The organism is Stenotrophomonas sp. 1337, from assembly GCF_031455455.1.
Classification (GTDB): domain Bacteria; phylum Pseudomonadota; class Gammaproteobacteria; order Xanthomonadales; family Xanthomonadaceae; genus Stenotrophomonas; species Stenotrophomonas indicatrix.
This window is the reverse complement of sequence record NZ_JAVDSR010000005.1, coordinates 213,355-228,279: the sequence shown is the minus strand read 5'-3', so window position 1 is coordinate 228,279 and position 14,925 is coordinate 213,355. Positions and strand designations below refer to the sequence as shown.

The 14,925-nt window shown below is 66.7% G+C and carries 9 protein-coding genes; 8 read left to right on the top strand and 1 reads right to left on the bottom strand.

Annotated elements, in window-relative coordinates:
• The first annotated feature begins 248 nt into the window (after window positions 1-248).
• Window positions 249-3,752: a chromosome segregation protein SMC gene (smc, locus tag J2X70_RS09960; RefSeq protein ID WP_309910170.1), complete on the top strand. Its 3,504-nt coding sequence runs from the start codon at window positions 249-251 to the stop codon at window positions 3,750-3,752.
• A gap of 46 nt (window positions 3,753-3,798) precedes the next feature.
• The gene (gene zipA / locus J2X70_RS09955) at window positions 3,799-4,536 is read left to right on the top strand and encodes a cell division protein ZipA (RefSeq protein ID WP_025876911.1); all 738 of its coding nucleotides are present in this window, start codon (window positions 3,799-3,801) and stop codon (window positions 4,534-4,536) included.
• A gap of 129 nt (window positions 4,537-4,665) precedes the next feature.
• Here the strand turns inward: zipA and J2X70_RS09950 are convergent, their stop codons facing one another.
• Window positions 4,666-5,790: a pyridoxal phosphate-dependent aminotransferase gene (locus J2X70_RS09950; RefSeq protein ID WP_309910168.1), complete on the bottom strand. Its 1,125-nt coding sequence runs from the start codon at window positions 5,788-5,790 to the stop codon at window positions 4,666-4,668.
• 180 nt (window positions 5,791-5,970) lie between these two features.
• On the opposite strand from J2X70_RS09950, the gene ligA reads away from it, so the two are divergent.
• The 6 genes from ligA to gyrA all read left to right on the top strand — a co-directional run bounded on the left by ligA (window position 5,971) and on the right by gyrA (window position 14,858).
• Window positions 5,971-8,442 carry an NAD-dependent DNA ligase LigA gene (ligA, locus tag J2X70_RS09945; RefSeq protein ID WP_025876915.1) on the top strand — a complete coding sequence of 824 codons (2,472 nt, stop codon included), beginning with the start codon at window positions 5,971-5,973 and terminating at the stop codon, window positions 8,440-8,442.
• Between the two features lie 51 nt (window positions 8,443-8,493).
• Window positions 8,494-8,979, top strand: coding sequence for a GNAT family N-acetyltransferase (locus J2X70_RS09940; RefSeq protein WP_025876917.1), 486 nt, complete (start codon window positions 8,494-8,496; stop codon window positions 8,977-8,979).
• Window positions 8,976-9,932: an EF-P lysine aminoacylase EpmA gene (gene epmA, locus J2X70_RS09935; RefSeq protein ID WP_025876919.1), complete on the top strand. Its 957-nt coding sequence runs from the start codon at window positions 8,976-8,978 to the stop codon at window positions 9,930-9,932. The genes J2X70_RS09940 and epmA overlap by 4 nt, the downstream gene beginning before the upstream one ends.
• A gap of 134 nt (window positions 9,933-10,066) precedes the next feature.
• Complete coding sequence (locus J2X70_RS09930; protein ID WP_105165029.1) at window positions 10,067-10,798, top strand: DUF3011 domain-containing protein; 732 nt, start codon at window positions 10,067-10,069, stop codon at window positions 10,796-10,798.
• Window positions 10,799-10,845: 47 nt separating this feature from the next.
• Complete coding sequence (gene mtnA / locus J2X70_RS09925; RefSeq protein ID WP_059064602.1) at window positions 10,846-11,910, top strand: S-methyl-5-thioribose-1-phosphate isomerase; 1,065 nt, start codon at window positions 10,846-10,848, stop codon at window positions 11,908-11,910.
• A 233-nt stretch (window positions 11,911-12,143) separates the two neighbouring features.
• Window positions 12,144-14,858: a DNA gyrase subunit A gene (gyrA, locus tag J2X70_RS09920; RefSeq protein ID WP_309910165.1), complete on the top strand. Its 2,715-nt coding sequence runs from the start codon at window positions 12,144-12,146 to the stop codon at window positions 14,856-14,858.
• The last annotated feature ends 67 nt before the right edge of the window (window positions 14,859-14,925 follow it).

Below are 14,925 nucleotides of genomic sequence, written 5' to 3'. Positions count from 1 at the left end.
TCATTTTCCGGACCCGGGTCGGTTTACGGGGCGGCCCCCGGCAGAGCGGGGAAGCACGAGCGGGCGTGAGCGCTGAGCCTCCTCCCACGGTCATCCCGCCCGTGGAACATTGGCCCCGCTATACTCATTCCATTGCGTCACCCTTGGCCTTGTTGAATTCTTTTGAAATCAAGGGCTTGAGGTGCTGGCTGACCTGACATCCACTATGGTGGCGGCCGTAAGGCCCTTGCCCGGAACCCAATCACGCCATGCGTCTTTCCACGATCAAGCTGTCCGGCTTCAAGTCCTTCGTCGATCCGACCACCCTGCACCTGCCGACCAACATGACCGGCGTGGTGGGCCCCAATGGCTGCGGCAAGTCGAACATCATCGACGCGGTGCGTTGGGTCATGGGCGAAAGTTCGGCCAGCCGCCTGCGTGGTGACTCGCTCACCGACGTGATCTTCTCCGGTTCCAATGCCCGCAAGCCGGTCTCGCAGGCCACCGTCGAGCTGATCTTCGACAACTCCGACCACACGATCTCCGGGGAGTACGCCTCGTTCAACGAGATCTCGGTCAAGCGTACCGTCAGCCGTGACGGCAGCAGCAACTATTACCTCAACGGCACCAAATGCCGCCGTCGCGACATCACCGACCTGTTCCTCGGCACCGGCCTGGGCCCGCGCAGCTACTCGATCATCGAGCAGGGCATGATCAGCCAGATCATCGAAGCGCGCCCGGAAGACCTGCGCGTGTACCTGGAAGAGGCCGCCGGCATCTCCAAGTACAAGGAGCGCCGCAAGGAAACCGAGACCCGCATCCGCCACACCCGCGAGAACCTGGACCGCCTTGGCGACCTGCGCGAGGAAATCACCAAGCAGCTCGAGCACCTCAAGCGGCAGGCCAAGCAGGCCGAGCAGTACCAGGCGTTGCAGGAAGAGCGCCGGGTCAAGGATGCGGAGTGGAAGGCGCTGGAATACCGTGGCCTGGATGGTCGCCTGTCCAAGCTGCGCGAAGGGCTGTCGCAGGAAGAAACCAAGCTGCAGCAGCTGATTGCCGACCAGCGCGACGCTGAGGCGCGGATCGAGACTTCCCGCGTGCGCCGCGAGGAGGCTGCCGACGCGCTCAATGCCGCGCAGGCCGAGGTCTACCAGGTGGGCAGCACGCTGGCCCGCCTCGAACAGCAGATCCAGCACCAGCGCGAACTGTCGCAGCGCCTGCACAAGGCGCGCGATGAAACCCGCCAGGCATTGGCCGAACTGGGCCAGCACATCAGCGGCGACGAGGCCAAGCTGATGGTGCTGCGCGAAGCGGTCGATGCGGCTACCCCGCAGCTGGAAGCGCTGCAGGAAGAAAACGAGATCAAGCAGGAAGGCCTGCGTGAGGCCGAAGCGCGGTTGTCCGATTGGCAGCAACGTTGGGAGCAGCACACCTCGCAGAGCTCGGAAGCCTCGCGCGCCGGCGAGGTCGAGCGCACCCGCGTGGACTACCTGGACAAGCAGATCCTTGATGCCGATCGTCGCCGCGAAGCGCTGGCGGCCGAACGTGCCGGGCTGGACGTGGATGCACTGGATGAAGTCTTCGAGCAGCTGCACCTGCAGCACGATACGCAGAAGACCGCGCTGGATGAGCTGACCGAGCAGGTCGAGGAGCGCAAGCACGGTGTCGCCGCCGTGCAGGAGCAGCAGCGCAACGGGCAGAACGAGCTGGCCGAGCTGCGCAAGCAGGTCAATGGCCTGCGCGGGCGCCTGTCTTCGCTGGAAACCCTGCAGCAGGCTGCACTCGGCCAGGAGCAGGGCGCGGCGGTGGCGTGGCTGAAGTCGCGTGGGCTGGATTCGGCCGCGCGCGTGGGTGAGCGCCTGGATGTTGATGCGGGTTGGGAAAACGCAGTGGAAAGCGCGCTCGGTCAATTGATCGAAGGCGTGCTGGTCGACGACCCGGCCAGCCTGGTCGATGCGTTGGGTGAGCTGGGCGAAGGCCGCATCGCGCTGGTTGCCAATGACGGTGCGGACCTGAAGGTCGCGCCGACCTCGCTGGCTGCACGTGTGCGTGGACCAGCGCCGATCCGGCGCCTGCTTGCACGCCTGCACGGCGCGCGTGACCTTGCCGAAGCCAATGCACTGCAGGCCAGCCTGCCCGAGGGCGATTCCATCATCACCCAGGGCGGTGAACGCTTGGGCGAGGGCTGGGTGCGCGTGTCGCGCTCCGGCGCCGCCAAGCAAGGCGCGCTGCTGCGCGAACGCGAAATCAACGAGCTGCGCGAGCAGATCGAGCAGCTGCAATCGCGCGAAGCCGAACTGGAAGAACAGCTGGCCGGTTTCCGCGAGCACCTGTTGGCCGCCGAACAGCAGCGCGAGGATGCGCAGCGTGCGCTGTACCTGGCGCACCGCGCGGTGTCCGAACTGGCCGGCCAGCTGCAGGGCCAGCAGGGCAAGGTCGAGGCGGCACGTACGCGCATCGACCGTATCGAAGGCGAGCTCAGCCAGTTGCTGGAGACCCTGGACATCAATCGCGAGCAGGCGCGTGAAGCGCGTGCGCGGTTGGAGAATGCGGTCAACAGCATGGGTGACCTGGAGTCGAACCGGCAGGGCCTGGAGGGCGAACGCCGTCAGTTGACCGAGGCGCGTGATCTGGCCCGCGACGCCGCCCGTGCGGTGCGCGAGCGGTCGCACGCGTTGGCCCTGACCCTGGAATCACAGCGCGCCCAGGTGGCGTCGTTGAGCCAGGCGCTGGAACGCATGAGTACGCAGCGTGGCCAGCTTGATGCACGCCTGGGCGAACTGCATTCGCAGCTGGACGAAGGCGATACCCCGGTCGAATCGCTGCAGGCCGAGCACCAGAACGCGCTGGAAGAGCGTGTCCGTGCCGATCGCGTGCTGACCGAAGCGCGCACGTTGCTGGATGGCATCGATGCCGAACTGCGCAACTACGAGCAGACCCGCCACCAGCGCGACGAGCAGGCGCTGTCCCAGCGCGAGCGCATCTCGCAGCGCAAGCTGGACCAGCAGGCGCTGGTACTCAGTGCCGAAACCCTGCAGGGCGCAGTGGAGAAGGCCGGTTTCGTGCTGCAGGATGTGATCAACGCGCTGCCCGAAGAGGCCCGCTTGGGCGACTGGGAGCAGGCGGTGCACCAGATCGACGGTCGCATGCGCCGGCTGGAGCCGGTCAACCTGGCCGCGATCCACGAGTATGGCGAAGCCTCGCAGCGCTCGGAGTATCTGGATGCGCAGCACGTGGACCTGACCACCGCGCTGGAGACCCTGGAAGATGCGATCCGCAAGATCGACCGCGAAACCCGGGGCCGCTTCAAGGACACCTTCGATCGTGTCAACGCCGGTGTGCAGGCGTTGTATCCGCGCCTGTTCGGTGGCGGCCACGCCTACCTGGAGCTGACCGGCGAAGACCTTCTCGATACCGGCGTGACCATCATGGCGCGTCCCCCGGGCAAGCGCGTGTCGAGCATCTCGCTGCTGTCCGGCGGCGAAAAGGCGATGACCGCCGTGGCGCTGGTGTTTGCGATCTTCCAGCTCAACCCGGCACCGTTCTGCCTGCTGGACGAGGTGGACGCGCCGCTGGATGAAGCCAACGTCGGCCGCCTGGCCAGCATGGTCAAGGAAATGAGCGAGAAGGTGCAGTTCCTGTTCGTCAGCCACAACAAGGCCACGATGGAAGCGGCGCACCAGTTGTCGGGCGTGACGATGCGCGAGCCGGGAGTCAGCCGCCTGGTCAGCGTGGACCTGGAAGAAGCCGCGCGATTGGCGGGCGCGGCCTGACGTGCCATCCTAGTTACCTGAATGAACTAGCCGGAGAACCTAACGAATGTCCGACACGGCACTGTTGCGCATCGGCATCCTGGCCGCCGGCCTGCTGTTGGTCGCTGCGATCTTCCTGTTTGGCCGCCCGAAAAAGAAGCCCCAGGGCCGTCGCCTCGATAGCGCCGAACCGACCAGCGGCGAGCGTCGCGAGCCGGTGCTGGGCGAGGATGGCGTGCCTGTGGCCGGCGACCGCGTCGAGCCGGGCATGGGCGAGACGGTCGAGCAGGCCGAACTGGGGCTGCCCGATGTCGATGGCGCGGCCAGCGACCTGGGCAAGCGCGCGACGCAGGATTTCGACAAGATCGTTTCGCTGTTCGTGGCCGCCCGCGCCGGTGAGCAGCTGCGCGGCGAAGACATCGTCGTGGCAGCGGAGAAGACCGGCCTGGTGTTTGGCCACATGAATGTCTTCCACCGGCTGGTGGAGGGGCATCCCGAGCGAGGCCCGATTTTCTCGATGGCCAGCATCATGAAGCCGGGCAGTTTCGACATGGGCAACATCCGCGCCATGGAAACGCCGGCCATCGCCTTCTTCCTGACCCTGCCGGCACCGCTGACCGCGCTGGACGCCTGGGAGAAGATGCTGCCGACCGTGCAGCGCATGGCTGAACTGCTCGATGGCGTGGTGCTGGATGACAGCCGCAACGCGCTCGGCCGCCAGCGCATCGCCCACATCCGTGATGAGCTGCGCGCCTATGATCGCCAGCACCAGGCGCCGCCGCTGACCAAGACCCCGCGCTGGTAAGCGCGGCAGGTCCTGGCGTGCCGACCAACGGTCGGCACCCACAACAGTAGATCCACGCCATGCGTGGATGCGGCGAACCAGGGTTCGCCCCCCACCAGACCAGTAGATCCACGCCATGCGTGGGTAGGGTCAGGCCGGTACGCCGGCTACCTTCGCGAACGCGCTGCGGAAGCGCGCCATCTCTTCCTCGGTGCCCACGGTCACGCGCACGCGCTGCGGCCAGATCGGCCAGCTGCGGCCGATCACCACGCCGTTGTCCGCCATCGCCTTGGCAAAGGCCGCGCCGTCGCGCTGCACATCCACCACGAAGCAGTTCGCTTCGGTCGGCAGGCAGTCAAAGCCACGCTTGCCCAGCCAGGCGATGGTGGCCTGCCGGACTTTGGCGTTCTGCAGACGTCGCTGCGGGATCAACTGCGGGTCGCGCAGGCTGGCCAGTGCCGCTGCAAGGGCGGGCACCGGCAGCGGGTTCTCGCCCAGGCTCGCCAGCTCGCGCAGGCGCTCCGGATGCGCTGCAGCCACGCCAAGACGCAGGCCGGCCATGCCGTACAGCTTGGAGAAGGTGCGCAGCACGATCAGGTCATCGCGCTGGGCCACCTGTGCAATCAGGCTGGGCTGTTCGCTGTACTGCAGATAGGCCTCGTCCAGCAGCACCCGGGTACCTGCGGGCTTGTTGGCCAGCAGCCAGGCCAGCTCGTTGGCCGGACTGATCGAGCCGGTGGGGTTGTTGGGATTGCACACGTACAGCAGGCCGGTCGGCCGCGCGTGCGCGGCGGCCACCATCGCGCGCAGGTCGTGCGCGCCATCGCTGCGCAGCGGCACCTTCTGCACGTGGGCACCACGCGAGGCAGCCATCTCGCCCAGCGTCTCGAAGGTCGGGTCGGCCACCACCAGGCCCGCCTGCGGGCCGGTCCACAGTGTCGCCGCACGGTTCAGCGGTTCGCTGGAGCCCGGATACAGGCGCACGTGGTCGGCGGGAATGCCGGCCTGGGCGATGAATGCGTCGCGCACTTCACCGGCCAGGGCGAAGCGGTAACGGCCGCAGCTGGAGATGCTGTCGCGCGCCGCCTGCTGGGCGGCCGGCGAGGGGCCATAGGGGCATTCGTTGAAGTTCAGCAGCACCGCGCCCGCATCGGCGGGTGGCGGCGCAACGATCGCCGGCTGTGCCTGGGCCGACCGGGGCAGGCCGCTGCTGGCGAGGGCGAGACCGGCACCGGCCAGCTGCAGGAAGTGGCGACGGGAGGCAGGCAAGGTCACAGGGGACGGTTCCGGAAGGGCGACCGACGCACGCTAGCGCTGGTGGTCAGCGCGGGCAAGGGGGTGCGCAGCGTCTCCAATCATGCGCGACCGTTGCTCGCCGCCAGTCCCGCATGGCCCGGCTCTACAAGGTGCTGCGCGCAGGCGCGGTAGAATTCACGGCCATCCCAGAACCCGCGGATTCCGATGAGCCCCAGCCCCGCCGAACGTGCCGAAGACCTGCGCCGGCAGATCGCCCAGGCCAATCGCGCCTATCACGAGCTGGATGCGCCGGAGATCCCCGACGTCGACTACGACCGCCTGGTGCGTGAGCTGGAGGCGCTGGAGCGCGAGCATCCTGATCTCGCCCGTGCCGACAGCCCGACCCAGCAGGTCGGGGCACGCCCGTCCGGCCGCTTCGCCGAAGTCACCCATGCAGTACCGATGCTGTCGCTGTCCAATGCCTTCAGCGATGAGGAAGTGGCCGACTTCGTGCGCCGCATCGATGAGCGCCTGCGCCGCGGCACCCTGCGTTTTTCCGCCGAACCGAAGATGGACGGCCTGGCGATCAGCCTGCGTTATGAGGACGGTCATTTCGTGCTGGGCGCCACCCGGGGCGATGGCAGCACCGGTGAGGACGTGACCGCCAACCTGCGCGAGATCGGCGACATTCCCAAGCGCCTGAAAGGCAGGGACTGGCCGGATGTGCTGGAAGTGCGCGGTGAGGTCTACATGGCCCGCGCCGACTTCGAGGCCTACAACGAGCGCGCGCGCCTGCACGGTGGCAAGGTGCTGGCCAATCCGCGCAATGCCGCGGCCGGTTCGCTGCGCCAGCTTGACCCGAAGATCAGCGCGCAGCGCAGGCTCAGTTTCTTCACCTACGGTACCGGTGAAGTGCAGGGCGGTGAGTTGCCCGATACGCACTCGGGCACGCTGGCGCAGCTGCGCGACTGGGGTTTCCCGGTCAGCGACCTGTGCAAGGTGGTGGAAGGCAGCGACGGCCTGCTGGCGTACTACCGTGACATCGGCGAGCGTCGCGACGGCCTGGCATTCGACATTGATGGCGTGGTCTACAAGCTCGATGACCGCGCCGGCCAGCAGGCCATGGGCTTCGTGTCGCGCGCACCACGCTGGGCCATCGCGCACAAGTTCCCTGCGCAGGAACAGAGCACTACGCTGGAGGCCATCGAAATCCAGATCGGCCGTACCGGTGCCGCCACTCCGGTGGCGCGCCTTGCGCCGGTCGCGGTGGCCGGTGTGATCGTCTCCAATGCCACCCTGCACAACGCCGACCAGATCGCGCGCCTGGATGTGCGCGTGGGCGACAGCGTGATCGTGCGCCGTGCCGGCGATGTGATTCCGGAAGTGGTCAGCGTCATTCTCGACCGTCGTCCCGCCGGCACCACGCCCTGGCAGATGCCGACCACCTGCCCGGTGTGCGGCTCGGAGATCGTGCGCGAGGAAGGGGCTGCTGCCTGGCGCTGCTCGGGCGAGCTGTCCTGCCCGGCGCAGCGCAAGGAGGCCATCGCCCACTTCGCTTCGCGACGGGCGATGGATATCGACGGTCTCGGCGACAAGTACATCGAAACCCTGGTGGACGCCGGCATCGTCAGGAGCGTGGCCGATCTGTACCGCCTCACCCGCGACCAGCTGCTGCACCTGAAGCTGGTGCTGGATGCTGAAGATCCTTCCGCGCTCGCGGCCAGCCTGAAACTGCACCTGCCGGCCGAAGGCAGCGGCGCGGTGCTCAACGCTGTGTTGAAGCTGGATGGCAACGACGCGGGGTGGCGCGCGCAGGCATTGGCGCAGCCGGCAGCGTTCGAATGGAACACAAAGAAGATCGCGACCAAATGGGCTGACAACCTGATCGCTGCGATCGACGCCAGCCGTGATGCGACGCTGGAGCGACTGCTGTTCGCACTGGGCATCGAGCACGTCGGCGAGAGCACCGCCAAGGCACTGGCACAGTGGTTTGGCGATCTGGCGTTGATCCGCCGCCTGCCGTGGCCGTTGTTCAAGCGCGTGCCCGACATCGGTGGCGAAGTGGCGCGCTCGCTGGGCCACTTCTTCGAACAGGAAGGCAACCAACAGGCCATCGACGCGCTGCTGCAGGTGGGGCAGGTCCGCATCAGCGACGTGCACCCGCCAAGTGCGAAGCTGCGCGAGGGGCTGGACCTTGCCCAGCTGCTGGTCGAAGCGGAGATTCCCGGCATTACCCGCCTGCGCGCGGAGAAGCTGGTGGCCGCACTGCCCAGCGCGCAGGCGGTGCTGGACGCCGAGCACGGCCAGTTCGTCAACGCCGGTCTGCCCGATGACACCGCGCGCGGCGTCGCTGACTGGCTGGACAGCGAGGGCCATGGCGCGATGCTGCTGGCCGCCGAAGTGGAGATGAAGCACATCCTGGCCAGTGCGCCGGCCCTGGCCGAAGTGGTGGCCGGCCCGCTGGACGGGCAGACGGTGGTGCTTACCGGCACGCTGGCCCAGCTCAATCGCGATACCGCCAAGGAGCGTCTGGAGGCGCTGGGCGCCAAGGTATCCGGCAGCGTGTCGAAGAAGACCAGTTTCGTGGTGGCCGGCACCGAAGCGGGTTCAAAGCTGGACAAGGCGCAATCGCTGGGCGTTCCGGTGTGGGATGAAGAGCGCCTGCTGGCCTACCTGGCCGAACACGAGTGATGAACCGGCCGGGTGCGCAGGCACCCGGCACGCAACCGCAAAGGAACACTGATGCAGACCGCTCCGCTGGATTTCCGCCTGGCCACCCGTGCCGACGAGGAACTGCTGATCGCGCTGATGCGCGATTTCTACGCCGAAGACAAGATCGAATTCGACGATGCGCGCGTGCGCCGTGGTGTCGATGCGCTGCTGGCCGATCCGCGCAACGGGGAAGTGCTGCTGTGGCTGGACGAGGCCGCGGCCGTCGTTGGCTATGCGGTGATCGCGATGGGGTTCAGCCTGGAGCAGGGCGGCCATTTCATGCTGCTCGACGAGCTCTACCTCAGCCACCGCGCGCGTGGCCGTGGCCGTGGCAAGCGGGCACTGGCCATCTGCGAACAACGCGCACGCGGGCGCGGGGTCAGCCGGCTGCGGCTGGAGGTGAACCATCACAACGAACTGGCGCGCCGCCTGTACCTGGCCAGTGGCTACATCGATGACACGCGCGATCTGCTGACCCTGCCGCTGGACCATCCGCGCCCGGAGGGCATCCTGTGAGCGAGGCACTGCTGCGCAGCCTGCAACAGCGTGCCAGCCTCAATGCGCTGGTGCGACGCTTCTTTGCCGAGCGTGGCGTGCTGGAAGTGGAAACGCCGATCCTTTCCGTGGCCGGCAACACCGAGCCGAACATCGACAGCTTCCACACCGATTTCAGCGGCCACGTCGATGCGGGCGGACGCCGCCGCTGGCTGCGCACCTCGCCGGAGTTCCCGCTCAAGCGCCTGCTCGCTGCCGGCGTGGGCGACTGCTATGAGCTGGGCCGGGTGTTCCGCAATGGCGAAGCCGGTGGCCGCCACAATCCCGAGTTCACCATGCTGGAGTGGTATCGGGTTGGCTGGGACCACCATCGGTTGCTGCAGGAAACCGCGGAACTGGTGGGGCAGGCGTTGGCGCTGGTTGGCCGCAGCGCGACGCTGCGCGTGCTGAGCTATCGCGAACTGTTCCAGCAACAGGCCGGCGTGGACCCGTTCGATGCCGATGAGGGCCAACTGCGCGCCGCGCTGGGCGAGGTGCACATCGATCCGGTAGGCCTGACCCGCGATGATTGGCTGGATCTGTTGATGACCCACCGTATCCAACCGCACTTCGATGACACGGTCATGACCGTGGTCCACGACTGGCCCGCCAGCCAGGCGGCACTGGCGCGCATCCGCCCCGGTACACCGCCGCTGGCCGAGCGTTTCGAGCTGTACCTGGGCGCGGTGGAACTGGCCAATGGCTATAACGAACTGAACGATGCGGCTGAACAGCGCGCGCGTTTCCAGCATGACCTGCAGCGTCGCCATGCACGGGGGCAGGTACAGCCCGCGCTGGATGAAGCGTTGTTGCATGCGCTGCCTGCAATGCCCGCCTGTGCCGGTGTTGCCGTTGGCATTGATCGCCTGCTGATGGCGATGCACCGCACACCGCGCATCGCCGACGTGCTTGCATTCGATTTCGCCCACGCATGAGCCGATTTCCCCTGCACCTGGCAGGCTGAACGAAAACACGCGTCTGCGCGCTTGATTCAGCAAGCACGATGATGCTCTTATCACAGCCGATACCGCACACTTGCGTCGTGGTTCATCCATTCATGGGGAAGGCTTTGGTCAAGTGGTTTGCGGTCGTAGCGGCACCGATGTACTCCGTGGCGATATGGGGTGGCCTGCTTCCGTCGACCGCATCGGCGCAGTCGCTTGGCTATGACAGCGAAGTGGTGACCTGCGAATCCCGCGACATGGGTTGGGTGCATTGCGACATCGATGTCAGCAACGGCGTTGACCTGATCCGCCAGTTGTCCAACAACAGCTGCATCCGTGGCAGCGAGTGGGGCACCGACCGCAGTGGCGTGTGGGTGACCTTGGGCTGCCGCGCCGAGTTCCGCGCGCGCGGTGCAGAGACTGATGCCGTGCCCGCGGCCGAGGGCCGCAAGCGACTGGTGCGGCGGGTAGTGCGTTGTGAGTCCAATGGCCGCCCGCAGAGCTGCCCGGTACGCCTGGACGGTGCGCCGGTAAGGTTGCTGCGGCAGCTGTCGGTGCTGCCGTGCCGGGAAGGGCAGGGCTGGGGCTACAAGCGCAATGAGGTGTGGACCACCCGGGGGTGCCAGGGTGATTTCGAGGTGGCCGACGAGCAGGGCCGTTTCGTCGACATGCCGCGCCGGCTGACCTGCGAATCCAAGTCCAAAAAGCGCCGCTTCTGTGGCGCCAGCATCTCCACCAGCGCCACCCTGTCCAACCAGCTTTCCAGCACCCCATGCGAGGAAGGCAGCACCTGGGGCTGGAACCGCAACGGCATCTGGGTCGACGGCGGCTGCCGCGCCGAATTCTCGGTGAACTGACCCCGGACAGGGTCCATCCGTGCGTGGCGTGGCCCTACAATGGGGCCATGAATACCGCCACCGACCTCGACTACGCCCGTTACGACCACATCCGCCCGATCCTGTGGACCGGCGATGCCCTGCAACTGCTCGACCAGCGCAAGCTGCCGTTCGTGGTCGAGCATGTGGCCTGCCATGACAGCGATGAGGTGGCCGCGGCCATCCACGCCCTGACCGTGCGCGGTGCGCCGGCCATCGGCATCGCTGCCGCCTGGGGTGTGGTGCTGGCCGCACGTGATGTGCAGGCGGCCGATGGCGCGCATGCCCTGCAGCAGCTGGAACCGGCGCTGCAGCGGTTGAATGCCTCTCGCCCGACCGCGGTGAACCTGGCCTGGGCGCTGGCACGCATGCGACGTTGCCTGAGCGCTGCCGGTGCCGACTGGAAGGCGCTGCTGGAGGCTGAAGCGCAAGCGATCGCCGAAGAAGACCTGGCCGCGAACCGCCACATGGGCGCACTCGGTGCCGGCCTGATCGAGGCCGGCAGCGGCGTGTTGACCCATTGCAATACCGGCTCGCTGGCCACCGCCGGCTTCGGTACGGCGCTGGGCGTGATCCGCGCCGGCATGGCCCAGGACCGCATCGCCCGTGTGTTTGCAGGTGAGACCCGGCCGTGGTTGCAGGGTGCGCGCCTGACCGTATGGGAGCTGCAGCAGGACGGCATCGACGCGACGCTGATCGCCGACTCGGCCGCCTCGCACCTGATGAAGACCGGTGCGGTGCAGTGGGTGATCGTGGGCGCCGACCGCATCTGCGCCAATGGCGATACGGCCAACAAGATCGGCACCTACCAGCTGGCCATCGCGGCCCGCCACCACGGGGTGAAGTTCATGGTCGTGGCGCCGTCCTCGACGGTGGACATGGATACCGTGGACGGCAGCCAGATCGAGATCGAGCAGCGCGACCCGGGCGAACTGTACGGCGTGGGCGGCACCCGCACCGTGGCCGAGGGCATCGCCGCCTGGAACCCGGTGTTCGATGTCACCCCGGGCGAGCTGATCGATGCCATTGTGACCGAGCGGGGGGTGATCCTGAACCCGACCGCGGAGAACATGCGTACCGCCTTCGGCGGTTGACGCGGGCAGGGGCGGGTGCCTTTCCGCTGGAAAGGGCTCCGACCCCGGCGTCCAGTAGTGCCGGCCGCTGGCCGGCAACCCCCTAAGTTCCTGATTTGTGCCGGTAAAATCACCGTAAAGGCAGGCGGAAAACGGCCCCGTGTGGTAGAATCCAGCGGTTGAATCGAGGTTCCGGCACGACCACCCCCGGGTGGATGCGCCGGACTGGACCGCTACCAGACAACGGAACCCGAATGGCAGAAACCGCCAAGGAAATCATCCAGGTCAACCTGGAAGACGAGATGCGCAAGAGCTACCTCGATTACGCCATGAGCGTGATCGTGGGGCGCGCGCTGCCAGATGCGCGCGATGGCCTCAAGCCGGTGCATCGTCGTGTGCTGTTTGCGATGAATGAACTCAACGCGCACAGCAACAAGCCCTACTTCAAGTCGGCACGTATCGTCGGTGACGTCATCGGTAAGTACCACCCGCATGGCGACCAGTCGGTGTACGACACGCTGGTGCGATTGGCACAGCCGTTCTCGCTGCGCTACATGCTGGTCGATGGCCAGGGTAACTTCGGTTCGGTCGACGGCGACTCCGCCGCGGCGATGCGATACACCGAGGCGCGCATGTCGCGGCTTGCGCATGAGCTGATGGCGGACATCGACAAGGAAACCGTCGATTTCCAGCCCAACTACGACGAAAAGGAACTGGAGCCGACGGTCATGCCGACCCGGTTCCCGAACCTGCTGGTCAATGGTTCGGCCGGTATCGCGGTGGGCATGGCGACCAACATTCCGCCGCACAACCTCACCGAATCGATCAATGCCTGCATCGCGCTGATCGACAATCCGGAAATCGATATCGACGGCCTGATGGAGTTCATCCCGGGCCCGGATTTCCCGACTGCGGGCATCATCAACGGCACCGCCGGCATCATCGCCGGTTACCGCACCGGCCGTGGCCGCGTGCGCATCCGTGCCAAGGCGGATGTCGAAGTGGCCGACAACGGCCGCGAATCGATCATCGTCACTGAAATTCCTTACCAGGTGAACAAGGCGCGTCTGATCGAGAAGATCGCCGAGCTGGTCAAGGAAAAGAAGATCGAAGGCATCAGCGAGCTGCGCGATGAGTCCGACAAGGACGGCATGCGCATCTACATCGAAATCAAGCGCGGCGAGTCGGCCGAGGTTGTGCTCAACAACCTCTACCAGCAGACCCAGATGGAGTCGGTGTTCGGCATCAACATGGTGGCGCTGGTCGACGGCCGCCCGCAGTTGATGAACCTCAAGCAGATGCTGGAGGCCTTCGTCCGCCACCGTCGCGAAGTGGTTACCCGCCGCACCGTGTTCGAGCTGCGCAAGGCGCGCGCCCGTGCCCACGTGCTGGAAGGCCTGACCGTTGCGCTGGCCAACATCGACGAGATGATCGAACTGATCAAGACCTCGCCGAACCCCACCGAGGCACGCGAGCGCATGCTTGCGCGCCTGTGGGAACCGGGCCTGGTCGGTTCGATGCTCGGCGCCGCCGGTGCCGAAGCCTCGCGTCCCGATGACCTGCCCAAGGGCGTGGGCCTGATCGAAGGCGGCTACCAGCTGACCGAGATCCAGGCGACGCAGATCCTGGAAATGCGCCTGCATCGCCTGACCGGGCTGGAGCAGGACCGCTTGACCGAGGAATACAAGCAGCTGCTGGAAGTGATCGCCGGGCTCATCCATATCCTGGAAGATCCCGATCGCCTGCTGCAGGTGATCCGCGAAGAGCTGATCAACGTGCGCGCAGAGTTCGGCGACGAGCGCCGTACCGAGATCCGCCACAGCGAAGAAGACCTGGACATCCTCGACCTGATCGCCCCGGAAGACGTGGTGGTCACCCTGTCGCATGCCGGTTACGTGAAGCGCCAGCCGGTCAGCGCCTATCGCGCCCAGCGTCGAGGCGGCCGTGGCCGCAGCGCGGCGTCGACCAAGGAAGAGGATTTCATCGAGCAGCTGTGGCTGGTCAACACGCACGACACGCTGCTGACCTTCACCAGTTCGGGCAAGGTGTTCTGGCTGCCGGTGTACCAGCTGCCTGAAGCCGGTTCCAATGCCCGCGGTCGTCCGATCATCAACTGGATCCCGCTGGAGCCGGGCGAACGCGTGCAGGCCGTGCTGCCGGTGCGCGAGTACGCCGATGGCCAGTTCGTGTTCTTCGCCACCAAGAACGGTACGGTCAAGAAGACCCCGCTGGGCGAGTTCGCCTTCCGTCTGGCCCGCGGCAAGATCGCGATCAACCTCGACGAGGGCGATGCCCTGGTCGGCGTCGGCCTGACCGATGGCGAGCGCGACATCCTGCTGTTCGCCTCCAACGGCAAGACCGTGCGCTTCGGTGAAGACAAGGTCCGCTCGATGGGGCGTACCGCTACCGGCGTGCGCGGCATCAGGATGCCGGCCGGCGAGGAAGTGGTCAGCCTGATCGTGGCCGAGAGTGCTGGCGGCATCGAGGACGAGAACGAGGACGACAACGGTGTCGAGGAGGCCATCGCCACGGGCGATGCGCTGATCGAAGGTGCCGACGACGCCAACCTGCGTTACATCCTCACCGCCACCGAAAACGGCTACGGCAAGCGCACCCCGCTGCCGGACTACCCGCGCAAGGGTCGTGGCACGCAGGGCGTCATCGGCATCCAGACCACCGAGCGCAATGGCAAGCTGGTTGCCGCGGTGCTGATGGGTACCGACGATGAAGTCCTGCTGATCTCCGACGGCGGCACCCTGGTGCGTACCCGTGGCTCGGAAATCAGCCGCGTCGGCCGCAACACCCAGGGCGTGACCCTGATCCGCCTGTCCAAGGACGAGAAGCTGCAGGCGGTGGAGCGCATGGATGCCTCGATCGACGAGGACGAGGACGAGGTGGCCGCCGCCGCCCCGGCCGCGACCGACGGCGCACCGGCTGCTGCCAGCAGCGAGGACGCCGCGCAGGAGTGATCCTGCCGCGATGCTGAGGTACCCGACGACGCCGGCCTTGTGCCGGCGTCGTCGTGTCTGCAGTCGA